24 protein-coding genes are annotated in these 23,983 nt (G+C 37.8%); 18 read left to right on the plus strand and 6 right to left on the minus strand.

All coding sequences use genetic code 11. The features are described 5' to 3' along the window. The first annotated feature begins 23 nt into the window (after window positions 1-23). Entirely contained in the window at window positions 24-419 is a 396-nt protein-coding gene (gene tagD / locus GQ671_RS06685) for a glycerol-3-phosphate cytidylyltransferase (protein WP_160654527.1), read from the plus strand. Next, window positions 412-1,575, plus strand: coding sequence for a CDP-glycerol glycerophosphotransferase family protein (locus GQ671_RS06690; protein WP_160654530.1), 1,164 nt, complete (start codon window positions 412-414; stop codon window positions 1,573-1,575). Before tagD ends, GQ671_RS06690 begins: the two co-directional genes overlap by 8 nt. Here the strand turns inward: GQ671_RS06690 and GQ671_RS06695 are convergent. The 6 genes from GQ671_RS06695 to GQ671_RS06720 all read right to left on the minus strand — a co-directional run bounded on the left by GQ671_RS06695 (window position 1,572) and on the right by GQ671_RS06720 (window position 6,858). Next, a complete protein-coding gene (locus tag GQ671_RS06695) occupies window positions 1,572-4,241 on the minus strand; it encodes a CDP-glycerol glycerophosphotransferase family protein (protein ID WP_160654534.1) in 2,670 nt (889 codons plus the stop codon). The two genes, GQ671_RS06690 and GQ671_RS06695, sit on opposite strands and share 4 nt — an antisense overlap. Before the next feature lie 188 nt (window positions 4,242-4,429). Continuing rightward, a complete protein-coding gene (locus GQ671_RS06700) occupies window positions 4,430-4,804 on the minus strand; it encodes a type II toxin-antitoxin system HicB family antitoxin (RefSeq protein WP_160654537.1) in 375 nt (124 codons plus the stop codon). Continuing rightward, on the minus strand, window positions 4,788-5,057 hold the full coding sequence (locus tag GQ671_RS06705) for a hypothetical protein (protein ID WP_160654539.1): 270 nt from the start codon (window positions 5,055-5,057) through the stop codon (window positions 4,788-4,790). The genes GQ671_RS06700 and GQ671_RS06705 overlap by 17 nt, the downstream gene beginning before the upstream one ends. A 168-nt stretch (window positions 5,058-5,225) precedes the next feature. Next, complete coding sequence (locus GQ671_RS06710) at window positions 5,226-5,708, minus strand: pyrimidine dimer DNA glycosylase/endonuclease V (RefSeq protein WP_160654542.1); 483 nt, start codon at window positions 5,706-5,708, stop codon at window positions 5,226-5,228. Then, on the minus strand, window positions 5,708-6,148 hold the full coding sequence (locus GQ671_RS06715; RefSeq protein WP_160654545.1) for a YtoQ family protein: 441 nt from the start codon (window positions 6,146-6,148) through the stop codon (window positions 5,708-5,710). Before GQ671_RS06715 ends, GQ671_RS06710 begins: the two co-directional genes overlap by 1 nt. Before the next feature lie 92 nt (window positions 6,149-6,240). After that, window positions 6,241-6,858 carry a flavodoxin family protein gene (locus tag GQ671_RS06720; RefSeq protein WP_160654548.1) on the minus strand — a complete coding sequence of 206 codons (618 nt, stop codon included), beginning with the start codon at window positions 6,856-6,858 and terminating at the stop codon, window positions 6,241-6,243. A gap of 266 nt (window positions 6,859-7,124) precedes the next feature. On the opposite strand from GQ671_RS06720, the gene GQ671_RS06725 reads away from it, so the two are divergent. The 16 genes from GQ671_RS06725 (at window position 7,125) to GQ671_RS06800 (ending at window position 23,778) form a co-directional block, all read left to right on the plus strand. Further along, window positions 7,125-7,796 carry a YveK family protein gene (locus GQ671_RS06725; protein ID WP_160654551.1) on the plus strand — a complete coding sequence of 224 codons (672 nt, stop codon included), beginning with the start codon at window positions 7,125-7,127 and terminating at the stop codon, window positions 7,794-7,796. A 21-nt stretch (window positions 7,797-7,817) separates the two neighbouring features. Beyond that, window positions 7,818-8,528, plus strand: a complete 711-nt coding sequence (locus GQ671_RS06730; protein ID WP_160654554.1) for a CpsD/CapB family tyrosine-protein kinase — start codon at window positions 7,818-7,820, stop codon at window positions 8,526-8,528. Next, complete coding sequence (locus GQ671_RS06735) at window positions 8,525-9,310, plus strand: tyrosine-protein phosphatase (protein ID WP_160654557.1); 786 nt, start codon at window positions 8,525-8,527, stop codon at window positions 9,308-9,310. The genes GQ671_RS06730 and GQ671_RS06735 overlap by 4 nt, the downstream gene beginning before the upstream one ends. Window positions 9,311-9,330: 20 nt before the next feature. Then, the gene (locus GQ671_RS06740) at window positions 9,331-11,154 is read left to right on the plus strand and encodes a polysaccharide biosynthesis protein (RefSeq protein WP_160654560.1); all 1,824 of its coding nucleotides are present in this window, start codon (window positions 9,331-9,333) and stop codon (window positions 11,152-11,154) included. Window positions 11,155-11,159: 5 nt separating this feature from the next. After that, window positions 11,160-12,011, plus strand: coding sequence for an NAD-dependent epimerase/dehydratase family protein (locus tag GQ671_RS06745; RefSeq protein ID WP_160654563.1), 852 nt, complete (start codon window positions 11,160-11,162; stop codon window positions 12,009-12,011). 32 nt (window positions 12,012-12,043) lie between these two features. Continuing rightward, a complete protein-coding gene (locus GQ671_RS06750; RefSeq protein WP_160654566.1) occupies window positions 12,044-13,126 on the plus strand; it encodes a glycosyltransferase family 4 protein in 1,083 nt (360 codons plus the stop codon). Continuing rightward, window positions 13,126-13,989, plus strand: a complete 864-nt coding sequence (locus GQ671_RS06755; RefSeq protein WP_160654569.1) for an ATP-grasp fold amidoligase family protein — start codon at window positions 13,126-13,128, stop codon at window positions 13,987-13,989. The genes GQ671_RS06750 and GQ671_RS06755 overlap by 1 nt, the downstream gene beginning before the upstream one ends. Window positions 13,990-14,173: 184 nt before the next feature. Next, entirely contained in the window at window positions 14,174-15,037 is an 864-nt protein-coding gene (locus tag GQ671_RS06760; protein WP_160654572.1) for an ATP-grasp fold amidoligase family protein, read from the plus strand. A 24-nt stretch (window positions 15,038-15,061) separates the two neighbouring features. Beyond that, window positions 15,062-16,228, plus strand: a complete 1,167-nt coding sequence (locus tag GQ671_RS06765) for a glycosyltransferase (RefSeq protein WP_160654575.1) — start codon at window positions 15,062-15,064, stop codon at window positions 16,226-16,228. A gap of 42 nt (window positions 16,229-16,270) precedes the next feature. After that, the gene (locus tag GQ671_RS06770) at window positions 16,271-17,611 is read left to right on the plus strand and encodes a UDP-glucose dehydrogenase family protein (protein ID WP_160654578.1); all 1,341 of its coding nucleotides are present in this window, start codon (window positions 16,271-16,273) and stop codon (window positions 17,609-17,611) included. A gap of 44 nt (window positions 17,612-17,655) precedes the next feature. Beyond that, on the plus strand, window positions 17,656-18,525 hold the full coding sequence (gene galU, locus GQ671_RS06775; protein WP_160654581.1) for a UTP--glucose-1-phosphate uridylyltransferase GalU: 870 nt from the start codon (window positions 17,656-17,658) through the stop codon (window positions 18,523-18,525). A gap of 32 nt (window positions 18,526-18,557) precedes the next feature. Then, window positions 18,558-19,952, plus strand: a complete 1,395-nt coding sequence (locus GQ671_RS06780; protein WP_160654583.1) for an O-antigen polymerase — start codon at window positions 18,558-18,560, stop codon at window positions 19,950-19,952. Window positions 19,953-19,969: 17 nt separating this feature from the next. Further along, complete coding sequence (locus GQ671_RS06785; protein WP_160654586.1) at window positions 19,970-21,190, plus strand: lipopolysaccharide biosynthesis protein; 1,221 nt, start codon at window positions 19,970-19,972, stop codon at window positions 21,188-21,190. Between the two features lie 24 nt (window positions 21,191-21,214). After that, complete coding sequence (locus tag GQ671_RS06790; protein ID WP_160654589.1) at window positions 21,215-22,117, plus strand: ATP-grasp fold amidoligase family protein; 903 nt, start codon at window positions 21,215-21,217, stop codon at window positions 22,115-22,117. Window positions 22,118-22,138: 21 nt separating this feature from the next. Further along, a complete protein-coding gene (locus GQ671_RS06795) occupies window positions 22,139-23,149 on the plus strand; it encodes an NAD-dependent epimerase (protein WP_160654592.1) in 1,011 nt (336 codons plus the stop codon). 68 nt (window positions 23,150-23,217) lie between these two features. Beyond that, a complete protein-coding gene (locus GQ671_RS06800) occupies window positions 23,218-23,778 on the plus strand; it encodes a sugar transferase (RefSeq protein WP_160655054.1) in 561 nt (186 codons plus the stop codon). The last annotated feature ends 205 nt before the right edge of the window (window positions 23,779-23,983 follow it).

The raw sequence follows: 23,983 nt of genomic DNA on the forward strand, positions 1-23,983 counted from the left end.
CCGGGTATATCGGGGGGCATACCATGAAAAAAGTAATCACCTATGGCACATTCGATCTGATACATATGGGCCATATCAACATACTGCGACGTGCAAAGGCACTTGGCGATCATCTGACAGTGGCAGTATCATCAGATGATTTCAATACACTGAAGCACAAGCAGGCATACTATTCATATGAACAGCGGAAAGAAATACTCGAAGCCATCCGTTTCGTGGATGAAGTGATTCCGGAATGCAGCTGGGATCAGAAGATCGAGGATATCAAAAAGTACGATATCGACCTATTCGTCATGGGCGGTGACTGGGAAGGGGAGTTCGACTTCCTCGAGGACTACTGCGAAGTACGTTACCTGCCAAGGACCAGAGGCATTTCCACGACCAAGACAAAAGAGGATCTGTCACACAGAAATGATTAGGGAAGCAGCCCTCGGACTCTATCTGATTGCTGTACGTCTCATATTCCGCATCTGCAGAATGCTGCCGGTCCAGAATAAGACTGTCATGCTGTCGGCATTCGGTGACAATATCCAGCAGGTGATCAACAAAGTGGTGGACAGGACATCATCGAGAATCATCGTGCTGAAGGAGCCGGGGTGCAGACGCAATTTCCGCAATGTACCCGAACGGTCCGTCATCCCGTTTTCACCGAAACGCATCCGCAATCATGTGGTGGGCATTTACCACCTTGCGACATCCAAAGTGGTGTTTGTGGATTCCTATCACGTCATACTGGCATCATGCGACTTCAGAAAAGAAACGACATGCATCCAGCTGTGGCATGCGAATGGGGCAGTCAAGCTTTTCGGTCTCAGGGACAGGACGATCAAGAACCGATCGGCATCGGCACACAGACGATTCAGAAGTGTCTATAGCCGCTTCCATCAGGTTGCGGTCAGCTCGGATGCCATGGCGGATATATTCAAGTCGGCATTCGGACTCCGGGATGATAATATGCTTAGAACGGGAGTGCCACGGACAGACTTCTTCCATTCGACGGATCGGCTACAGGCTGCAAGAAAGAAGATGCGCAGCAGACTGCCGCAAGTGGAAGGGAAGCAGGTCATCCTGTACGCACCGACGTTCCGGGATGACGATTTTGAAGTATGCACACTGCCGCTCGATGTTGAATCGATGCACGCATCACTCGGTGACGATCATCACCTGCTCATCCATCTGCATCCTGCAGTGGATTTTGAAGGCTTCCATAACACGGGCTTTGCCACCGATGTCTCAAAGGGATATGATATCTTCGAGCTGCTCAGCATTACGGACATTCTGATCACCGACTATTCATCGATTCCGTTCGAGTTCAGTACACTGAAAAAACCGATGATCTTCTATCCATATGACCTCGAGCAGTATGCGCGGGACAGAGGCATCTGGTTCGACTATCCATCCTTTGTCCCTGGACCCGTCGTCCAGAGCACATCAGGTATCATCGATATCATCAAAGAAGACACATTCAATAGGGAAGCAATAGAAGTATTCGATAGAAAATGGAATATGTATGCCGATGGCAGTGCGACACGCCGCCTCGTTGAATCGGTATACTACAAAAGGATGGGAGACTAATCTCCCATCCTTTTTACTTTGTCCATGACAGTTTCATAGATTCGTCTGCGGTTGTTATGATCCCGATATGTGAATATACCGGATAGATCATTATTTTTTGGTCGGAAGCCATTTTTTATATACGTTTCTATGGCATCAACGAGTGCTTCCTCCGTGTGTGCGATATCCCCGATGAATGTTTCTGATACAGGTCTCAGGCTGCCATGCCTGAAGAACCGTTTCGCATCAAAATGATAGTAGGCGACCGGCTTGTTCATCAAGGTGAAGTCGAAGCTGACGCTTGAGAAGTCGGTTATCAGCAGCGCATGCTGAATTAGAAGATCCTGGACGGTCTGCTGGCCGAGGCGGATGAAGCGGATATTGGCACCTAGATCCAGATGATCATGGTTGAAGTACCCTTGCGCGCGGTAGTGCGGATAGAAGTTCAGTCGCACATCGTTCTCTTCAAGCAACCGATTCAGCCGCGTATTGTGGATGAGACTGTGGTAGCGCGCATAGTATTCGCTCTCAAGAAACGCTTCGTCCGTATTGATCCAGTCGCGCCACGTCGGCATCAACAGGATATCCTTCGGATCATTATCATGAGGTAGTATATCGAAGCGTGCCAGTCCCGTCACCGCAACTTCCTCATCGCGGTAGCCCATCGCATTCATGACGACATCTCTTTTTTCTGCTTCACTGCTGACGATGAATATATCAAACGGCAGGTCATAGTACTTCCGATGGTATTCCACCGGTTTACGTCCGAGCACGCCGTGCTGCAGGAACACTTTGACCGTATCTTCATAATGGAAGAACCCGCGAGCTGCCTTGTATGGCAGCAGATTCTCCAAGTCATGCGTACCAAGCAGCACGCCGGCACGAAAAGCGACATCGAAGTGCACCTTCGAACCGAAACGGAGGACATTCTCTTCGTCCCTGATTTTCTGATAGTCCTCCGACGTATCTTCGATGACATAATAGGCCTCGACATCCGTGTTTTCCTTCAGCCAATTGAACATGGCGTAGCCATTGTCCTGTGCAGTATCATACCGTTCACCGAGCAGCCAGATGTTGTTGTCCTTCGTATCTGTGTCGGAAGGGATATTAATGTCCCTTGGGATCATGAAGCTCTCGATCTTCAAGTTGTCAAAAGGTGTCGTAGTGATCAGATGGTAATGTGTATTACCCGACGAATCTTTCACTTCATGTCTGCCGTAGTGGGTATCCTTCCTATAGTCCGATCCTTTGAATTTGATCTTCTCTCTTCTCAGTACAGCACCATTCGAATGGACGATTTCAATGAACAGGTCGATGATCGTCTTGTCTTTGCTTTTGATGTCGATCAGGTCGATGGATCTGAGATCGATCCGGAAAAGGCTGTCTATTTCAACACGTACTGATTCGAGTGAATAGCGGTCGATGAATGAAATGCAGGGTGTGGCGTCTATGAATGCATCCTGTCCTTTAATATAGCCTTGGATCGTAAAGTCATTGATCTGTGTCACCTGTCGTCTTAAAGGACGCTCCGACACGTTGAATCCAAGCAAACCATCCTTCCGGGCATAGAACGAGACCTTCAACATCTCATGATTGTATTCCACCTGGACAGGCCCATCAAAACTGATGGTCTTGAGATTGCTGATGTTCAGCTGGAGACGGATCGGCTTCGCCCCGCCAGTCTGCAGCATCAGTTTCTTTCTGGAAATGGTATCGACCAATACGGAAAGTGGGACAGACACCTGCATCTGTGATTGATTACCGGAAGTTGCAAAGGGGACTGATGCCACTTCTTCTGTGGAAGTATCAACAATCAGCAGTGTATCCAGAAGAACAGTCGAATTGAATGTTAAATGCATATTTATATGTTCATCTTCAAGAGTGGTGTCGAACCGCGTCAGCTCAATTTCGTGGGTAGAAATTTCTGCATTCAAGTACCCGTCTTCTGGGATATATGTAATGTCATGCTTCATGGTATCCATCGAGAGAGCTTTGTCATCATAACTGATTGGGGTCAGTTCATTGCTTCTAAGAAGATAGAGTGCAGGATGCCCCTCAGTCAATGCACCGAATTGTAGCGTCCGTAGCACACCGTCATCCAGAGAGACATTTTGAAGTACTATGAGTTTGCTCTGATATAGGAATGCCAGATGGCAACTTGAATCCACTGCTTCTTTGAAAGTCACTTCAAGTTGATTGTAAGCGGCAGTCAGATGTGCAACCTCAACCGTCTGTGTCATATTGAAGCGGTAGTCCGGCAGCATATGCGTAACCACTATCCCCCCTTGGGACGAGACATTAAAATATTTACCATTCGAAAAGAAGGATAGGTTCTGATGTTCTTCCTCTCCGTCTGATCCAACAATCATCTGCTTTTGCCCGAAGTTCAGCTGGATAGTCATTCGTCCGTCCATATTATCGAGCATCGAGTAGGGCACCTCGATTCGCAGACGATTCTGCTCGATACGGTAATTGAGGATATGCTCTATGCCAGCATGAATCCACTTGATTGTCAGCCTGCGTTTCAGTCTATATTTTATGAAGTTTTCCAGTGTCAGGTTGATGATGAAATGGGATTCATATGATTCAACATCATGCAGTGTCACTTTCTTGATGAATCGTTCTCTGATGCGACGAGGGATTTTGTTTCTTACTCTGCCTGTCAGCTTTTTTCTGAATGTACGCATGTTTACACCTCCTCAATTCGTACTATAGTGTACTCTCTTTGGCTTATTATACCTAATTGTTTCGATCTTGTAGATAGAGGCGTGAAGAAGATGAAACAGGGCGGAATTTAATATGAAACCCCCGACGATGAAAATCTTCACTGTCGGGGGTGGTGAGCCTTTAAGAGTCATCTACTATTTTAAATTATTTAATGTTTTTGCTTTTGAAGAGATTGAGAAACCAGCAAATTGATCGCTTGGTTTTTCGAAACTCCTTCGCGCTTCATATAATCTTCTATTTCTCTGTTTAGAGAAACTGGAATTCTATAAGTGATTTTGACTGGCTTTTGTTCTTCATAATTTCTTGGAAGAGAGATTTCAAAACCGTTATCAATCATCTTCTCGAACCAGATTTCTTTTGCCACGTTCAAGTCTTCAATAGCATCCAGGAAAGTATCCCCGACCCCTTCCAAACCTTCAAGTTCTTCAAAATAGGCAACAAAATATTCAGAGGCATCAAAATCTTTCTTTGGGACAACTGTCATTCGATAGTTGAATTTCATATACTCATCGATTGTCTTCATAATTCATCACTTCCTCAATATCATTAATCAACTTCTTGATGATATGATAGCGCATTGGACGTGTAAAATTTACTGTTCTTTGTGGAATAATATTTGGAGAGAGTACATCGTGCCAATACACCTGATGCCCACCTTTTCCTCTTTTGGCATCCAAAGTGAATCCAAACGTCGCCAAGGCAGACTTGAAGTCACGTTCGCTGACATTCCTAGGGTTGTTATTGATTTTTTGGTATAGTTTTTCTTTGCGTGACAATCTGCCACCACTTATGGGGTCTTTTAGTTATTATAACGCTTTTCCTGAGAGATGTGAATAAATATAGTTGGAATGATTAGTAAAACACAACGTTAGACTCAAGCGAAAAACAATCTGAATCCTCCAGAATGATATATTTTTGTGTTTCTCCAAGATAAAAAGGACTGATTAATCAGTCCTTAATCGTACCCCGCACCGCGGTGCGATGGTATCATTCTTCCACTTGTCATTCAAAAGCTGTACATAGAGATCATATGCTGCATTGCCATAGATCTTATCCTCGCCGAACACATAGAATGGCGGCAATGGATCATCACTCCATAAGCCTACATGTGAATGATCGGCAATCAGCTGCTTCAATGCTTCAAGATCCTCACGGAACTGTGGACTGCGCTTGCCCCCGCGCCGCTGGTGTTCCTCATCACATGCCATAAGGAATCGGAACGTGTCGGTGATATACGGATACCCATTATTGTAAATATGGTTCACAATCGGGTGGTGCCGATAGCGCGTGTTCGTATCCAGCAGCTCAAGCAGACTGAGATTGACCCGCAGAATCTGATACAGCTCGAGCACCTGCTTGCTCAGCCTGCGGTTATCCAGGTATCGCGCGCTCACTTCATGCGAAGGGCTGACTCTGAAAACCTGCATTACTCGTAGATGTAGGCGAGGACTTGAAGTGCCTGTTCTACTGTCTCTACTGTAATGTTCGCCTTGTTGGATAGCTCTTTAAGCGGGTGGATGAGTTCTTCCGGACGGACGATGATGAGTGGTTTGCCGAGTGTTACGGCCGCACTCGCATCCATCGCCGTATTCCACTGCTTGTACTTTTCCCCGAACAGGGCAATGACTACATCCGATTTCTGCATGAGTACCTGCGTGCGAAGATTGTTGATGGCAGAAGCGGCATCATCTTTGAAGAAGGGTCTCGGCTGTTCACCAAGAACATCCTCTCCGATATTGTCTGAACGGTCATGATTCGTCTGCGGGCCGACGAAATTGAGTGGCAGGTTCTTCTCACCAGCCAGACTTTTGACATCCTCGCGCCAATCGTCGTGAATCTGCCCTGCCAAGTATACTGTAAGTTCCATAATCATCCTCCTGAATGCTATTTCTTTCAATGATACCGTAAATCCATTTTCTTTAAAATAAAACCCCACAAAAGTGGGGCATGATATCAGTATTACATGGTATTGCCTTCTGCCGGAATCGGATGCTCTTTTAGGATACGTGCCAGGTGCATCGTATTGTAGGCAAGCATCTGAACATGTGTCTTCGTGAAGTCGTTATCCCTGTCCGTATCCATATAGGATGCTCCCGGACCGGCTTCCCCGACCCAGTACGTATCCACATTCGGCGGGATGGTGAAACCGATATGGGAAAGACCATACAGGATGCTTTGTGCCGCATGTTTTGCGCCGTCCTCATTGCCTGTAACCACAACGCCACCGACCTTGTTGTAGAAAATGGCCTGCCTCTTGTCGTTCGTCAGAGAAGCACTGCCATACAGGCGTTCGATAAGCAACGTCGCAACACTGCTCTTCTCACCGAGCCAGATCGGTGTACCGATGATGACGATGTCAGCTGCTTTCACCTTTTCAAGGATATACGGAAATTCATCTCCGTCACCCATGTCATCCGCAATACCATATCTGACGTCGTAGTCGTTTACGCGAACGATTTCCGTTTCGACGCCTTCCTTCTCGTGTATATCCATAACTTCTCTGGAAAGTGCTTCTGTGTTCGATTCGTCTTCTCCGTATTTCAATGTCGTGTTGAGTATCAGTGCTTTCAATGCCACAAATATTCCTCCATTCGTTTTTCTCTACGTATTACTATGCCCTTATCTTTTACAATGAAAACACAAAAAGCACCGCAGGATTGACCCAAAGCAATAGGATAGTAAGGCCTTCAGTAATTTAAGAGGACAAACGGCGAAAAATTTAGATAAAGAGAACGCTTTCTGTAAATAACTTCAAAAATAGATGCAAAAATAAAGCATAATCTGATATAGTGGGTAGTTGTAAACATACATATTATTTATACATATAATTTTTGGAGGCCAATATGGAAGAAACACTGAATCTGGAAGACATTCTGGAAGTAATCAAGAAAAATTTGGCGATGATTATCGCCCTTGTGCTGCTCTTTGGTGCCATCGCTGCATTCGCCACAGCATTTCTTATGACGCCGCAATATGAAGCCAATACTCAAATACTTGTCAGCCAGTCACAGGATTCAGAAGTGGCAGTGGATAATCAGAACATACAGGCCAGTCTTCAGCTGATCAATACATATAGGGATATCATCAAAAGTCCGACAGTGCTTGACGATGTTGTCGTAAACCTCAACCTCGACCAATCCACAAGCGCACTTGCAGAACAGATTACGGTCAATAACCAGGATCAGTCACAAGTGGTGACAGTAACCGTGGCAAATGAAAATCCTGAAAATGCAGAAACCATCGCCAATGAGGTAGCGAACGTTTTCCAGCAAAGAGTCATGGAAGTAATGAATGTGGATAACGTGTCCATCTTGGCACCAGCGGATATTGGAGAAGATCCCTCGCCAGTTTCTCCGCAGCCACTGATCAACATCGCAATCGGTATGATTCTTGGTGGTCTGTTCGGACTCGGCATCGCATTCCTGAGGGCATTCCTAGATAAACGCGTGAAGACGGAAGAAGAAATGCAAAAGCATCTGGATCTGCCGGTACTCGGCACCATCGCCAAATTCTAAAAGCAGGAAGGAAATAGAATCATGTTCAGAAAAGACAAGCATGCATATACCTCCGGTCCCAGACAACTCATCGTCGAAAAAGAACCGAAATCACCTGTAAGTGAGCAGTTCCGCTCCATTAGAACGAATATCATGTATTCGAGTGTCGATAAAGAAATCAAGACAGTACTCTTCACTTCCGCAACACCGAGTGCAGGTAAATCAACGACCGCAGCGAATGTCGCACTTACTTATGCGCAGTCAGGCAAGCGGACTGTGCTGGTTGATGCGGATCTGCGTCGTCCGACGATGCACTATACATTTGAATTGACGAATCAGCGTGGACTCTCGACAGCAATTGTCAATGATATGCCGGTGGAGAATATCCTCAGGGAAACAATCATTGAAAATTTGGATGTTGTAACGAGTGGCCCCATACCACCAAACCCGGCAGAACTTCTATCTTCAAAGAAAATGATGCACCTACTTAAAACTTTTTCCATGCATTACGATATGGTCATCATTGATACACCACCGCTTCTTGCTGTAACGGATGCACAGGTGCTAAGTAGAATAGCAGACGGCACAGTGCTCGTGACGGATGTCACTGGCAATAACAGAGAACGACTCCAGGATGCTAAAGCGTTGCTGGAAAAAGCCGATGCGAACATTCTAGGTGTAATCATGAACAACAAGAAGATGAATACCAAAAATGATAATTACTATTATTACTATGGAAGTGATGAGTCTTGATAGATATTCATAACCATGTACTGATTGGTATTGATGACGGTCCGCAGACTGAGGAAGCGGCAGTCGCATTATTAAAGCAGGCAATTGACAATGGAATAACGAACATTATCGCAACTCCCCACCATCACAGTGGGGCTTTCTTGAATCCGAGAATTAAGATTGTAGAAAAAATGGAAGAGCTTACAAAAATAATAGAAGATCATCAACTAGACATCAAAGTGCATCCAGGCCAGGAGATACGTATCAATGGAGACATGGTGAGTGAGCTGCAGTCTGGTGTCAGTATTCCACTCAACCAATCGCAGTATGTGCTGGTTGAGTTTTCATTTACAGAGGTACCGAATTATGTGGAAAAACTGTTATATGACCTGCAGATGAAAGGCTATGTCCCTGTAATTGCGCATCCTGAGCGATGCAAGCCGATTATTAAAGATCCTGATAGACTATACGAAATTGTAGAGAAAGGCGCGATTGCTCAGATTACCGCTTCATCTATTACAGGAGCGTTAGGACAAAACTTGAAAGAAACAAGTCTTGCCATGATTCAAAACAACCTTGCTCATGTCATATCGAGCGATGCCCATAGCACAGAAATAAGACCTTTCTTATTGAAAGAAGCTTATAAAGTGGTTGCTGAAGAACTGGGAGAAAACTTTACAGAAGTTTTACAGTTTAATGCAGATGCTATCCTTCATAATAAGGAAGTGAAAGTTAAAGCACCACAGAAGATGAAAACACATTACCAAACGAAAAAGAAGAAAAAGTTTTTAGGACTATTCTAAACGGAAAGAAGCGTGTAATTATGGGAGCGAAAGAACGATATATTCTTCTCCTGATCATCGATTCACTCATAGTATCATTTTCAGTATTCATCGGTTATTACATATTGGCTCCATTTTTCTTGGAGTATACTTGGCCGGTATTGCTAGTCACATCTTTAATACTTCTCATTAGTCACCATGTATTTGCATATGCTTTCAACCTCTACCATAGGGCATGGGAATATGCCAGTGTAAGAGAATTAATGGCAATTGCACAAGCAGTGACAGCCTCAATTGTAACTACATACATATTAAATTTATTGCTTTTTCAAACAACATTTACAAGATTAATGATTATTACTTGGATGATGCATTTGATATTGATAGGTGGGTCTAGACTTTCTTGGAGAGTATCACGTCACCATATTATTGGTAAGCATAATGATGAAAACGATATGGTTAAGACGTTAGTTGTAGGAGCCGGTAAAGGTGGTTCACTGCTTATTAAACAAATGTTAGATACCCCAGCAATGAAAATGATGCCAGTAGTTGCGGTGGACGATGATTTGGTTAAACAAAGAATGGAACTAGCTGGTGGAGTTAAAGTAGAGGGAACTAGAGAAGATATTGAACGACTTATCAAAAAATATGAAATCAGTAAAGTGGTTATAGCAATTCCTTCTTTGAGTAAAACCGAACTGAATGAAATATACAATTTGGCAAATCACGATAGTCTAGTCGTAATGATTATGCCTAACATTGATGATGTGATGTCTGGCCGGATAGAAGTCAATGAGTTAAAAAGAGTAGAGGTTGAGGATTTACTAGGCCGTGAACCAGTCGAACTTGATACAGAAGGTATAGAGGATCAGGTTAGAGATAGAACAATACTAGTTACCGGCGCTGGAGGTAGTATTGGTTCAGAGATTGTAAGGCAAATTACCAAATTCCAGCCAAGACAGATCGTGTTGCTTGGACATGGTGAAAATAGTATATACAGTATTCTAGAAGAAATGACATTGCTTAAAAACAACGTTCAATATATTCCCATAATCGCAGATGTGCAAGACAAAAAGAGAATTTTCGAGGTTTTCGACAGTTATAAACCTGAGATGGTTTATCATGCTGCAGCTCATAAGCATGTACCATTAATGGAATATAATCCCAAAGAAGCAGTGAAAAACAATATCATAGGGACAAAGAATACAGCTGAAGCGGCTTGTAAATATAAAGCTAAAAAGTTTGTAATGATTTCTACTGATAAAGCAGTTAATCCTCCGAATGTGATGGGAGCTACGAAACGTGTAGCGGAGATGGTAATTCAGGCGCTTGATAAAAAATATACAGAGACTACTACTCTTGTTGCCGTACGATTTGGTAATGTTCTAGGAAGCCGAGGTTCTGTAATACCTAAATTCAAAAAGCAAATTGAACAAGGTGGACCTGTAACTGTAACAGATGAACGGATGACTCGATATTTTATGACTATCCCCGAAGCTTCTCGCTTGGTCATACAAGCTGGTACTTTGGCTGAAGGTGGAGAAGTTTTTGTCTTAGATATGGGTGAGCCAGTCAAAATTGTAGATCTAGCGAAAAATATGATTCGCTTAAGCGGATTTAGTGAAGAGGAAGTAGGTATAGAGTTCAGTGGCATTAGACCGGGAGAAAAATTATATGAAGAATTATTAAAAGAGGAAGAAGTTCACTCTCAACAAGTATATAAGAAAATTTACAGAGGTAAGGTAGAGGACATAGATGAAACTCATTTAAATGAATTTATATCAATTTTAAGTTCTGAAGAATCAACAAAAGAACATCTTCTGCAGTTTGTCAATAAAGAGAAGAAGCAGAAAAGCGAGGTGTAAATGGCATGAAAAAGATTTTAATCACTGGAATGAACAGTTACGTAGGTAATTCATTGACGGATTGGCTATCAAAGCATCCTCAAAACTATAATATTACTCGTATTAGTATGAGAAGTGATGAATGGAAAGAGCAAAATTTCAATAGTTATGATTGCATAGTTCATGTTGCGGGTTTAGCACATGTTTCTACTGATAAAGACTTAGAAGATAAATACTACAAAGTAAATTTTAAGCTTACAGAAAAAGTAGCTGAAAAAGCTAAAGCAAGTGGCGTTGAACAATTTATTTTTCTTAGTAGCATTATTGTATACGGTAATACACAACGAATAATTAATGAAAATACTGAAGAAATTCCTTTGGACTTTTACGGTAATAGTAAACTGAAGGCAGAAAAGTCATTAAAAGAATTAGCAAGTGATGACTTCAAAGTTAGCATTATAAGATCTCCTATGGTGTTTGGAGAAAACTCAAGAGGTAACTACCAGAAACTTTCTAAATACATTAAGTTTATGCCTTTTTTTCCAAAGTTCGAAAACAAAAGAAGCATGATATATATATATAATTTGTGTGAGTTTATTAGGTTATTGATTGATGACAGAGCTCAAGGTACCTTTTATCCTCAAAATGACCAGCATGTGACTACTACTAATTTGGTAAAACTGATGGCTAAATCTCAAAATCGGCGTTTAATTTGTGTTAGGATATTTAATCCACTGATTCGGGAATTGATTCCCAAAATTAATATAGTGAATAAATTATTCGGTAATCTTGCATACGATTTGGAAATCAGTCGCTACCCAAGTAAATATAATTTATATTCTTTAGAAGAGGCGATTGAAAGGACTGAACAAAAATAGATAAAATTAAATCTCAAAAGAGAGTATTATTCATGGTGAACCATGACGTTGTAATATATAACTTTCGTTTAGAAATAGTCAAAGCATTCATAAGTGAAGGGTATCAAGTGTATATATCTTCCCCATACGGTGAAAGAATTGATGAACTTGTCAAATTAGGTTGCATCTACATCAAAACGGAGGTCAACAGACATGGTAAAAATATGTTTCAAGAGCTAGCGTTAATGAAACATTATAGGACAATACTCAAAGATGTCCGCCCTGATGTAGTTCTGACTTATACAATCAAACCTAATATTTACGGCGGTTTTGTTGCTTCAATGCTGAAGATACCTTATATAGCCAATATCACTGGATTAGGAACAGCTGTTGAAGAAAAAGGTCTGATGCAAAGGTTAACTGTTCTACTTTACAAAATAGCATTTAGAAAAATAGATACTATTTATTTCCAAAACAGAGTAAACCAGCTTTTTTTTGAAAATCAAAATATTTACCCTGAAACTCACAAGATGTTACCTGGTTCAGGGGTCAATTTGAACCATTTTAAGTTACAAGAATACCCTCAAAAAGAAAGTATTGAGTTCGTTTTCATTTCAAGAATTATGAAATCAAAAGGGATAGAAGAGTATCTTGCTGCTGCAAAACACATCAGAAATAAATATCCTCAAAGTGTTTTTCATATATTAGGTTTTTGCGAAGAAGATTACGAAGCAAGATTAAAACAACTACATAATGAAGGTATAGTCAAGTATCACGGTATGCAAAGGGATATCAGACCATTTCTGGAAAAAGTGCATTGCACAGTCCATCCTTCATTTTATCCTGAAGGTTTATCAAATGTTCTTCTCGAAAGTGCTGCTTGTGGTCGACCACTCATTACAACAGACCGTCCAGGTTGCAGAGAAGTTGTGGAGGAAGGATACAATGGCTACTTGGTGGAAACGAGAAATATCACTGCTTTGATAGAAGCTATAGAAAGATTTATTGATCTCTCATATGAGAAGAAAGTCAAATTGGGCGAAAATAGTAGGAAGAAAGTAGAGTCAGAGTATGATAGAACAATTGTGGTCAACTCATATCTAGCCCAAATTTCTCGTATTGGGGAGGAAGTATAATGAATAAAGCGGTCAAAAATATTCTATCCTATTCGATATCATTTCTTCCCGATAAGTTTTATAGCCATGTCACTTTTGCACTTAGACATAAGAGACTTCCCAATCATAATAAAACTGACTACTTCAATGATATGATGGTCCATAAAAAGTTGACAGATAAAAGCATCGAGTTAAAGAAACTAGTCGATAAATATCATGTAAGAAGCCATATTGAAAAAGAAATTGGCTCAGATCATCTCATTCCTTTAGTAGGGGTGTATAAAGATCCAGAAGAAGTGAATTTCGAGGAGTTGCCTAGCGCTTTTGTATTGAAAATGACATTTGGTGCTCAAAACAACCTGATTTGTACAGACAAAAGCACTTTAAACTGGGAAAAGCAAAAAACAATCATAAATAAGTGGTTGAAGTACGATGCATATAAAAGAACGCGAGAGTGGCAGTATGATGGTTTGGAAAAACGTTTCGTAATTGAAGAGTATATTAGCGATGCTCAAGGAAAGACGAATGATTATAAATTCTGGTGTTTCCATGGAGAGCCTAAAATTGTCCAAGTAGATGTCGATAGGCATAATAGGCATAAAAGAAATATGTATTATGCTGAGAACTTTGAATTTATAGATGATCTATATATCGGGCACCCCCACTCAAAAGAGCCGATTGATATGCCTGAGAATTATCAAGAAATGTTGAACATAGCTCGAAAGTTATCAACAGGGCACGAGTTTCTGAGAGTAGATTTGTATAACATAGACGGTAAGATATATTTTGGGGAATTAACACTATATCCTGACAATTGCAATATCAAGATGAGACCATTGAAGTATGAAAAGATATTTGGGAACATGCTATCAATAAAATCTTAACTTATATTAACGAGGAGACAGTTTATGAAAGTTCTATTCGTACACGATGGACCAATAAGAAGAGGTGATAAGAATAGTTATTATGATATCACTCATAACAATGAATTATTCATTAGATATTATGAAAGAATAATTGTAGTTAAATCATATCCAGCCAAATTTCTCGTATTGAGGAAAAAGTATGATGAATAAAGCGGTCAAAAATATTCTATCCTATTCGATATCATTTCTTCCTGATAAGTTTTATAGCCATGTCACTTTTGTACTTAGACATAAGAGACTTCCCAATCATAATAAAACTGGCTACTTCAATGATATGATGGTCCATAAAAAGTTGACAGATAAAAACATCGAGTTAAAGAGACTAGTCGATAAATATCATGTGAGAAGCCATATCGAAAAAGAAATTGGCTCAGATCATCTCATCCCTTTAGTAGGGGTGTATAAAGATCCAGAAGAAGTAAATTTCGAGGAGTTGCCTAGCGCTTTTGTATTGAAAATGACATTTGGTGCTCAAAACAACCTGATTTGTACAGACAAAAGCACTTTAAACTGGGAAAAGCAAAAAACAATCATAAATAAGTGGTTGAAGTATGATGCATATAAAAGAACGCGAGAGTGGCAGTACGATGGTTTGGAAAAACAGTTTGTAATTGAAGAGTATATTAGCGATGCTCAAGGAAAGACGAATGACTATAAATTCTGGTGTTTCCATGGAGAGCCTAAAATTGTCCAAGTGAATGTTGACCGGCTTAGTGAAGTTAAAAGAAATATGTATTATGCTGAGAACTTTGAATTTATAGATGACTTATATTTTGCTAATCCTCACTCCGAAGAGCCGATTGATATGCCTGAGAATTATCAAGAAATGTTGAACATAGCTCGAAAGTTATCAACAGGGCACGAGTTTCTGAGAGTAGATTTGTATAACATAGACGGTAAGATATATTTTGGGGAATTAACACTATATCCTGACAATTGCAATATCAAGATGAAACCATTGAAGTATGAAAAGATATTTGGGGACATGCTATCAATAAAATCTTAACTTATATTAACGAGGAGACAGTTTATGAAAGTTCTATTCGTGCACGATGGACCAATAAGAAGAGATGATGCGAATCATTATTATGGTATTGCCCACAATAACGATTTATTCAATAGATATAAGGTAATAGCTGAAAATATTGAGGCTTTAATAAGAGTAAAAAGAATTAATGAATCTGAGATACAAAATTTCTCAGAACTTACTTTGGAAAATTTTACTGTCAAAGAAGTTCCCGACGTTAATTCGCCTACTGGAATACTTAAAAATAAAATCAAGGCTAATCAAGTAATGCAAAGTGCAATTAGAGAAACTGACTACGTTATTGTAAGATTGCACAGCATGATAGGGTTACAAGCTTTAAAATACGTAAAAAAGTACAATAAACCCTATTTAATTGAGTTAGTTGGCTGCCCTTGGGATGCTTACTGGAACCATAGTGCTACAGGTAAATTAGTAGCGCCATACATGTATAAAAAAGTAAAAAAAGAAGTTTGGAATTCTCAATATACATTGTACGTAACGAATGAATTTCTTCAGAATAGATATCCTACTAAAGGTCACTCGATAAATTGTTCCAACGTAATAGTAGAAGAAGTGGATGGCAGTGTACTTTCAGAAAGAATATCGAAAATAAAGAATAATGACGGTAATAAAACAATGATTGGAACTACTGCTTCTGTAGCTGTAAAGTACAAAGGTCAGCAGTATATAATCGAAGCATTAGGAAAACTGAAAGAAAAAGGAATTAATAATTTTGAATATCAACTGGTTGGTGATGGCAATCAAGATTATCTAAGAGAAGTAGCTAAAAGCAATAAGGTCGAGGACAAAGTGAAGTTTTTAGGCCCTAAAACTCATGATGAAGTACTTCAATGGTTGGATAGCATAGATTTATACGCTCAACCGAGTAAACAAGAAGGGTTGCCGCGCGCTGTCATAGAAGCAATGAGTAGAGGGCTCCCATCAATTGGCGCTAATACAGCCGGCATCCCTGAACTATTAGAAAAAGAATATATTTTTAATAGAAAAATGAATATTGAAGAAATAGCAAACTTGTTATTAAGTTTTAATGAAACAAATTTAATTGAGCAGGCAAAAAGGAATTTTAAAGTAGCTGAAGATTATTATTATCATAAAATAGAGGGTCGTAGATCTACATTCTTTAAAAAGTTTGCACAATCAGAAGAATAGGTAATATTTTTAATTAGCGGTTTAAACAACGGAGGGACTTATATGAAAATAGCTGTAGCAGGTACTGGTTATGTCGGCTTGGTTTCAGGCGTTGCATTTGCGGAAGTGGGACATCAAGTAACTTGTGTAGATATAGATAGTGATAAAGTTGATTACATGAAAGACGGGAATTCTCCCATTTATGAAAAAGATCTAGAAGAGATGATGAGAAGAAACTATTCACTAGGAAGATTGGATTACACAATTGATTATAAGAATGCTTATAAAGATGCTGATGTTATATTTATTGGTGTTGGAACACCAGAACAGCCTGATGGTTCAGCGGATCTATCTTATATCGCAACAGTAGCAAGACAGATTGCAGAAACATTGGAAAAAGACTGCTTGATTGTTGTAAAATCCACTGTTCCTATTGGAACTAATGATAAAGTAGAAAAATTTGTAAGTGATTATTTAGTTAACGATGTTAAAGTAGAAGTGGCATCCAATCCAGAATTTTTAGCCCAAGGTTCAGCTGTGCACGATACTCTACATGCTTCTAGAATAATAATTGGTACCGAAAGTGGATGGGCTGAAGAAATACTTAAAGAAATATATAAACCTTTTAATCTTCCAGTTGTTTCAGTCAATAGAAGATCAGCAGAAATGATCAAATACGCATCAAACGATTTTCTAGCACTGAAGATTTCTTATATGAATGAAATAGCTAATCTTTGTGAATTGGTTGGAGCAGATATCCAAGATGTAGCTGAAGGGATGAGTTATGACTCGCGTATAGGTAGCCAGTTTTTGAACGCAGGAATTGGATATGGTGGATCATGTTTTCCGAAGGATACTAAAGCATTAGATTATATAGGAGAACAGAACGGTTATGAGCTTAAAACAATCAAGTCTACTATTGCCATAAATAATGAGCAAAAATTAAAGTTATATAATAAGGCAAGTGAGCGGCTCATCACTTTTAAAAATTTAAAAGTAGCTGTTTTAGGACTTACTTTTAAACCGGGCACTGACGATTTAAGGGAAGCAGCATCTTTAACGAATTTACCTTTACTACTTTCACAGGGTGCAGATATATATGCTTTTGACCCTGTAGGTGCAGAGAACTTTAAGCAGCATTACCCAGAAGGTAAAAATTTGAATGGGAACATTACTTATGTTTCGAGTGTAAATGAAGCTTTAGAAGAAGCAAATGTCTGCTTTATATTCACTGAGTGGCCAGAAGTAAAAGAAATTAATCCAAAGACATTTAATAAATTGATGAGAACGCCACTAGTCTTCGATGGTAGAAATATTTTTAACTTAAAAGAAATGGAAGAGGCAGGAATAGAGTATCACTCAATCGGTCGAATGGCCACTGTCAGAAAAACGATAAAGAGCTAACTTCATAATTGGTAGTTAAAGTAAAAATTTTAGGAGGATTAAAAATGCAGAAAATAAAAAAAGCAATTATCCCTGCGGCAGGTTTAGGTACAAGATTTTTGCCTGCTACAAAAGCAATGCCAAAGGAAATGCTACCTATAGTCGATAAACCAACAATACAGTATATTGTTGAAGAGGCCATTGAATCCGGTATAGAGGATATAATCATCGTCACCGGCAAAGGAAAAAGAGCAATAGAAGATCATTTTGATCACAACTTGGAGCTAGAAAAAAACTTAGAAGAAAAGAATAAAATAGAAATGTTAGAAAAAGTAAACTATCCTTCTAATGTTGAACTACATTTTATAAGACAAAAAGAACCAAAAGGATTAGGACATGCAATCTGGTGTGGTAGGAAATTTATTGGTAATGAACCTTTTGCTGTTTTATTAGGGGATGACATAGTTCAAGCAGACACACCAGGATTGAAACAGCTAATTGACCAATACGAAAGAACCCTTTGTTCTATTGTTGGCGTGCAACAAGTTAACAAAGAAGAGACAAATCGGTATGGTATAGTGGATCCAATTGATAACGAAGGAAGATTGTATCAGGTAAGAGATTTAGTAGAGAAACCAGAAATTGAGAAAGCCCCTTCTAATTTAGCAATTATGGGTAGATACATACTTACTCCTGAAATATTCGAGTATTTAGAAAAGCAGAAAAAAGGAGCAGGAGGAGAAATCCAGCTTACAGATGCACTTCAATATCTTAACGAAAAAGAAAAAGTTTATGCATACGACTTCAAAGGAAAAAGGTTTGACGTTGGTGAAAAGTTAGGTTTCATTAAGACTAATATTGAATTTGCTCTTACCAATGATGAAATAGGTGAAGATGTAAGAAAATACATTCTTCAATTAGGCAACGATATTTAAAAATCATTTAATTTGTTATTAGGAGTTCATCCATGTCAAATTACTATAGCAATCTTACAAAAAGTAGTTTTACATATAAAGAAATTTTCACTACTTTCTTAGTATACGCTTTGCTAATAAGTTTTATGCTATATGTATACTATGAACAGTATAATTATAATTTTATTATGTTTATTCTACTTATTACTATAGCCGTATTTCCATTGTTTCTATTCCGTGATCTATTCCATCCCTTCAATATATTTCTAATAAGTACTCAATTTTTTTATATATTTAATATGATCGATATTCACTATAACAAGAGTTCATTTAGATACGGTACGTTAGATCCTGCTTTACATGAGACATATTTTTCCTGGTCCATACTTATAGTTATCATTTGGTATATTTTTATGTATGCAGGTTATGCGTTTGCTACAAGAACTAAAACAGAGTTAATAAAGAAGGAAAAGTTTTTTAAGGTTGATAATACTAAAGCTATAGGTGTAATACTTATTTTTATTGGGCTTTTGAGCTACGCATTGATTTTCTTCTTGCAAGGTGGATTACAAGGTGTAATATCAGGTTTGAATAATAGGGTTGAAGCTTATGCGGGTATGGGATATTTTAAACTACTAACTACTCTAATAACAGTTGGTTCTTTGTTTCTGTTAAGCACTGGTAAAAAGAAGTTATCCTTTTTTTTCATACTTATCACTTTTATTTTTCTAGTATCTTATGGTGGAAGAAGTACTGCGTTCTTTAGTTCCGTTTTTCCGTACTTAGTTTTTTACCATTATAAATACAAAAATTTAAGATTTGTAACATTATTACCATTAGCTTTCGTCATGATGATATTTGCTATCGCTTTAGGTAATTATAGATTGTACAATGAGTTTCAGTTAGATTTTAGTAATGTCTATGAAATTTTGAGTAAGGTAGGTATGAGCATCCAAGGAGGCGAAATCTTACCTAGTTTAGTAGGATCATTAATGGAAGGTAAGATTGACTACCAATATGGCGCGATTCTAATGAATATATTATATGCACCTATTCCAAGCTCTATATGGCAAAACAAGCCCCCGATAGATGAAAGTGGTGTTGTCGGCAGAGCTTTAATGGGAAGTGAGTATTGGGGTCTACCGCCAGGGCCATATGGTTTGGCTTTCTATAACTTTGGATTTATAGGTGTTATTCTTATTGCTTTCGTTACAGGATATTTAATTAATAAGTTCTATTATAAAATGGTTGTTAATAAATTTTCTGATTCGGCTTTGATTTTCTATATTATGATTATTGTATCTGCTTTTAATTTTTTGGCTACTTCTGATCAAATAGAGATTTTATGGTATTTTATAACGTTTATAGCGATATACTTTATCAACAAATTCCTAAATATAATAAAAAACAAAGGTATGCAAAATGAAAACAACTCTAAGATATATTAGAAATTTAGGATGGTATGATGATCAATAAAAAAACTTTCTTTAAAAATATTTCCTGGGTGTTTTCTGCCAATCTAATAATAGCTTTCTTGAAGTGGTTAGTGCTTATTATGATAGCGAATTTACTAACACCAAAAGATGTAGGCGTATATTCTCTCGCGTTTGCTCTAAGTGCTCCATTAGCCATGTTCATGCATATGAAATTAAGAAGTATATATGTTGCTGGAAACAATGTTGATTTTTCAAGTTTTAGTAAAACGAGAGATTTTTTGACAATAATCTCAGTTCTAGTACTTGTTATTATAGAGGTTTTATTCTCTACTTCTATGAGTTACGTAATTCTTCTAGTGGGTCTAATAAAGATTTTTGATCTTCATTCAGAAATATACTATGCCATTCCTCATAAAAGTGAGAAATTAAGCTTTATTGGAAAGTTAATGGTATCAAAACACTTATTAAGTTTTGGGATATTTTTTGTTCTTTTGTATTTTACTAGAGATTTAGTATTATCTCTCGCTGTTCAATTATTGGTTCAATTAATATTTTTCTTCTTTATTGAAAAGCCAAGAACGAAAAGGTATTTACCTCATGACAAAATGGAGTCTGAAAGTATTATAGTGATTTTAAAAAAAGGAGTTCCATTAGGTCTAGTTCTAATGATTGTTTCTTTTCAATCGAATTTTCCGAGATATGTTATAGAACATTTACTTGGTGTCGAAGTGTTAGGTTATTTTTCAGCTGTTTCTTACCTTCTAGTTCTTGGAAACACACTAATGCTAGCTGTTACACAAACCTTTCTCCCTTCACTCTCTAGATATTTAAGCAACAAAAATTACAATAAATTCAAGAAAAGAGTCTTTGCCGAATTGAATATATTGGCTATTAGTATTGGATTAACTGCTATAATCCTTTGTTATTTCTTGGGAGAGTTTGTTCTAGATTTTTTCTATGGTCAAGAATACGCTCAGTATCAGGATATTCTTACGATTTTAAGTTTTTCTTTAATATTTAATTTTATAGGATGGAATTTTGATTTGGCCCTACTTGCGCTTGATTATATTAATATTCAACCTATTATTGCAACAGTGGTATTATTAGCAACAATAGTATTTAGTATAGTATCAATAAACTATTATGGTTTGTACGGTGCTGCTTATACTATGATTTTCACCAATTTCTTACAAATGATTTTAAGGGGAATGGCCACAGTCTACAAGTTAAAAAAAATAGGAGCTTTATAGTTTTTATTAATTAAGGAGATTTGTATGAAAAGAATATTAAAGCTTATAAAAAGACCATCCAAAGTTCTGCTATTTGTCATTAAAAAAAGTAAATTGCTAAGGTATGTTCCTGATAAGTTGTATTTAAAAATCTATTACTATATTGCTACAAAAGAAAAGTTGAATCTTGAAGATCCTAAAAGTTTTAATGAAAAACTTCAATGGCTGAAAGTCAATGATAGAAAACCCAAGTATAACTCTATTGTTGATAAATACGAAGTACGTAAGTATGTCTCTGAAAAAATAGGTGAAGAATATCTTATTCCTTTATACGGTGTCTATAAAAGGTATGAAGAAATAGATTTCGATGCACTACCATCTCAATTTGTTCTAAAATCTACTCATACCTCAGGACACGTATACATTTGTAATGATAAAAATAAAATAAATCATACAAAGTTAAAATCTACTCTTGATAAGTGGTTGAAAAAAAACTTGTATCATCCCCATAGAGAGTGGCCTTACAAAGATGTAGAACCAAGAATAGTATGCGAGAAACTAATGGTCGATGAATCAGGAAATGATCTGAAAGATTATAAGTTTTTTGTTTTTAATGGAGAGCCTAAAGTTATTCAAGTAGATTTTAACCGTTATATAAATCACAAAAGGAATATCTATGATTTGAACTGGAATCTATTGCCTTTAAAAATTGAGATTCAAAATGATCCTGATTTTATTATAAACAAGCCACAGAATTTGGATAAGATGTTGGAACTAGCTAAAAAACTAGGGGAAAATTTGGCTTTTATAAGAGTAGATTTATACAGTATTAACGACAAAATCTATTTTGGAGAGTTAACCTTCTTCCCAGGGGCTGGATATTATAGATACACTCCGTCTTACTACGAAAAATTAAAAGGGGAATGGATTACTTTACCCCAGAGTTAAATAATTAGGAGGCAATTTACAATGAAAATACTTGTTACGGGATCAGCGGGATTTATAGGGATGCACTTGTCAATTGCACTAATTGAAAAAGGTCATGATGTAATTGGTTATGATAATATGAATAGTTATTATAATGTTGAGCTTAAAGAAGAAAGACTAAAAGTATTGAAGAGTTTTCCGAGATTCAAATTTTATAAAGCTGACTTAAACGATTTTAGTTGTTTAGATAATTGTATGAAAGAAGAGCAAGTGGAAATAATAATCAACTTGGCTGCACAAGCAGGAGTGAGGTATAGCATATCAAATCCTCAAGCTTATATTGATTCAAATATAAGTGGTTTCTTAAATGTACTTGAGGTTAGTAAAAAGTATAAAATTAAACATCTGATCTATGCTTCGTCTAGCTCTGTTTATGGTGGCAACACTAGAATGCCGTTCTCTACAGAAGATAGCGTAGATCACCCCGTAAGCTTATATGCAACTACTAAGAAAACAAATGAACTCATGGCTCATACTTATAGTCACTTATATAATATACCAACAAGTGGATTAAGGTTCTTCACAGTATATGGGCCATACGGTAGACCCGACATGGCTTATTTCTCTTTTGCTGAAAATATAACTAATGATAAAGAGATAAAGATTTTTAATCAAGGTGATATGATGAGAGATTTTACATACATAGATGATATTGTAGATGGTATTATCGGTCTCTTGGATAAAGTGCCTGAAGGTGCAAAAAATTGGAAAGAAGTCACTCCAAACCCAAGTTTCAGTTATGCTCCTTATAAAGTTTATAACATAGGCAATAATCAACCAGTTAAATTATTGGACTTCATTAATACTTTGGAAAAACATTTGGGCAAAGAAGCAAAGAAAAATTATGTTGAGATGCAACCTGGCGACGTAAGAGCGACATTCGCCAATATAGACGAAATTCAAAAAGTTGCTGATTTTTACCCTTCAACGACTATCGACGAGGGTCTTAAAAAGTTTGTAGACTGGTACGAAGAATTTTATAATGTAAAATAATTATTAGTACTTCAACTATTTTTATTTTAGCTAAGTGATAAAAAAGATTGAAAGGAAGAGATACATTGCTGAAAAGATTCTTTGATTTTTCTTCTTCTACTAGTGGCATCATAATATTTCTTCCATTGTTTGCAATAATTAGCTTTGCGATAAAAAAGGATTCTCCTGGCCCAATTTTATTTAAACAAAAGCGTCCTGGATTAAATAATGAGCATTTTACTATCTATAAGTTCAGATCAATGGCTGTAGACACACCTAATGTTGAAACAGCAAAGCTTGGAGAAGGTGTATCCTACATTACCATGACCGGAAAGTTCATCAGGAAAACATCCATAGATGAACTTCCCCAGCTGATTAATGTGGCTAAAGGGGAAATGTCAGTAGTAGGGCCAAGACCTGCTCTTTACAATCAGTATGATCTCATTAGAATGCGGACTGAAGCAGGGGTACATAAAGTCAAACCTGGTATCACTGGCTACGCCCAGGTAATGGGACGTGATGAAATCAGTGACGAGGAAAAAGTAAGGTTCGACAAGTACTATGTTGATAACCAAACATTCCTTTTTGATATGTGGGTTATATGGAAGACATTTAAGAATGTAATATCATCAGAAGGCGTCAGTCATTAATTCTTATTTCATGAGTTGATTATAAAAAAGTACCTCCGAGCTGAGTTTAAAATTCAGCTCGGAGGTACTTTTCATTTGTTTAATCATAAGTACAATGTTTATAGGCTTAAAGTCCAAATATATCAGTAGTTACAATAAAATTAGAATATTTAAAATTTTATTGTAATTATACCTTCTTAATGTTATTGTAAAAAGTAACAATAGT

This window comes from Salinicoccus hispanicus, assembly GCF_009831115.1.
GTDB lineage: Bacteria > Bacillota > Bacilli > Staphylococcales > Salinicoccaceae > Salinicoccus > Salinicoccus hispanicus.

Bases quoted from the DNA above. Each gene is read 5' to 3' on its own strand.
- GQ671_RS06755 (WP_160654569.1), top strand. From the start codon at position 13,126: ATGAATAAAGCGGTCAAAAATATTCTATCCTATTCGATATCATTTCTT.
- GQ671_RS06770 (WP_160654578.1), top strand. From the start codon at position 16,271: ATGAAAATAGCTGTAGCAGGTACTGGTTATGTCGGCTTGGTTTCAGGC.
- GQ671_RS06740 (WP_160654560.1), top strand. From the start codon at position 9,331: ATGGGAGCGAAAGAACGATATATTCTTCTCCTGATCATCGATTCACTC.
- GQ671_RS06730 (WP_160654554.1), top strand. From the start codon at position 7,818: ATGTTCAGAAAAGACAAGCATGCATATACCTCCGGTCCCAGACAACTC.
- GQ671_RS06700 (WP_160654537.1), bottom strand. From the start codon at position 4,804: ATGAAGACAATCGATGAGTATATGAAATTCAACTATCGAATGACAGTT.
- GQ671_RS06760 (WP_160654572.1), top strand. From the start codon at position 14,174: ATGAATAAAGCGGTCAAAAATATTCTATCCTATTCGATATCATTTCTT.
- GQ671_RS06785 (WP_160654586.1), top strand. From the start codon at position 19,970: ATGATCAATAAAAAAACTTTCTTTAAAAATATTTCCTGGGTGTTTTCT.
- GQ671_RS06690 (WP_160654530.1), top strand. From the start codon at position 412: ATGATTAGGGAAGCAGCCCTCGGACTCTATCTGATTGCTGTACGTCTC.
- GQ671_RS06725 (WP_160654551.1), top strand. From the start codon at position 7,125: ATGGAAGAAACACTGAATCTGGAAGACATTCTGGAAGTAATCAAGAAA.
- tagD (WP_160654527.1), top strand. From the start codon at position 24: ATGAAAAAAGTAATCACCTATGGCACATTCGATCTGATACATATGGGC.
- GQ671_RS06765 (WP_160654575.1), top strand. From the start codon at position 15,062: ATGAAAGTTCTATTCGTGCACGATGGACCAATAAGAAGAGATGATGCG.
- GQ671_RS06750 (WP_160654566.1), top strand. From the start codon at position 12,044: ATGGTGAACCATGACGTTGTAATATATAACTTTCGTTTAGAAATAGTC.
- GQ671_RS06795 (WP_160654592.1), top strand. From the start codon at position 22,139: ATGAAAATACTTGTTACGGGATCAGCGGGATTTATAGGGATGCACTTG.
- GQ671_RS06745 (WP_160654563.1), top strand. From the start codon at position 11,160: ATGAAAAAGATTTTAATCACTGGAATGAACAGTTACGTAGGTAATTCA.
- GQ671_RS06790 (WP_160654589.1), top strand. From the start codon at position 21,215: ATGAAAAGAATATTAAAGCTTATAAAAAGACCATCCAAAGTTCTGCTA.
- GQ671_RS06780 (WP_160654583.1), top strand. From the start codon at position 18,558: ATGTCAAATTACTATAGCAATCTTACAAAAAGTAGTTTTACATATAAA.
- GQ671_RS06715 (WP_160654545.1), bottom strand. From the start codon at position 6,148: ATGGAACTTACAGTATACTTGGCAGGGCAGATTCACGACGATTGGCGC.
- GQ671_RS06695 (WP_160654534.1), bottom strand. From the start codon at position 4,241: ATGCGTACATTCAGAAAAAAGCTGACAGGCAGAGTAAGAAACAAAATC.
- galU (WP_160654581.1), top strand. From the start codon at position 17,656: ATGCAGAAAATAAAAAAAGCAATTATCCCTGCGGCAGGTTTAGGTACA.
- GQ671_RS06710 (WP_160654542.1), bottom strand. From the start codon at position 5,708: ATGCAGGTTTTCAGAGTCAGCCCTTCGCATGAAGTGAGCGCGCGATAC.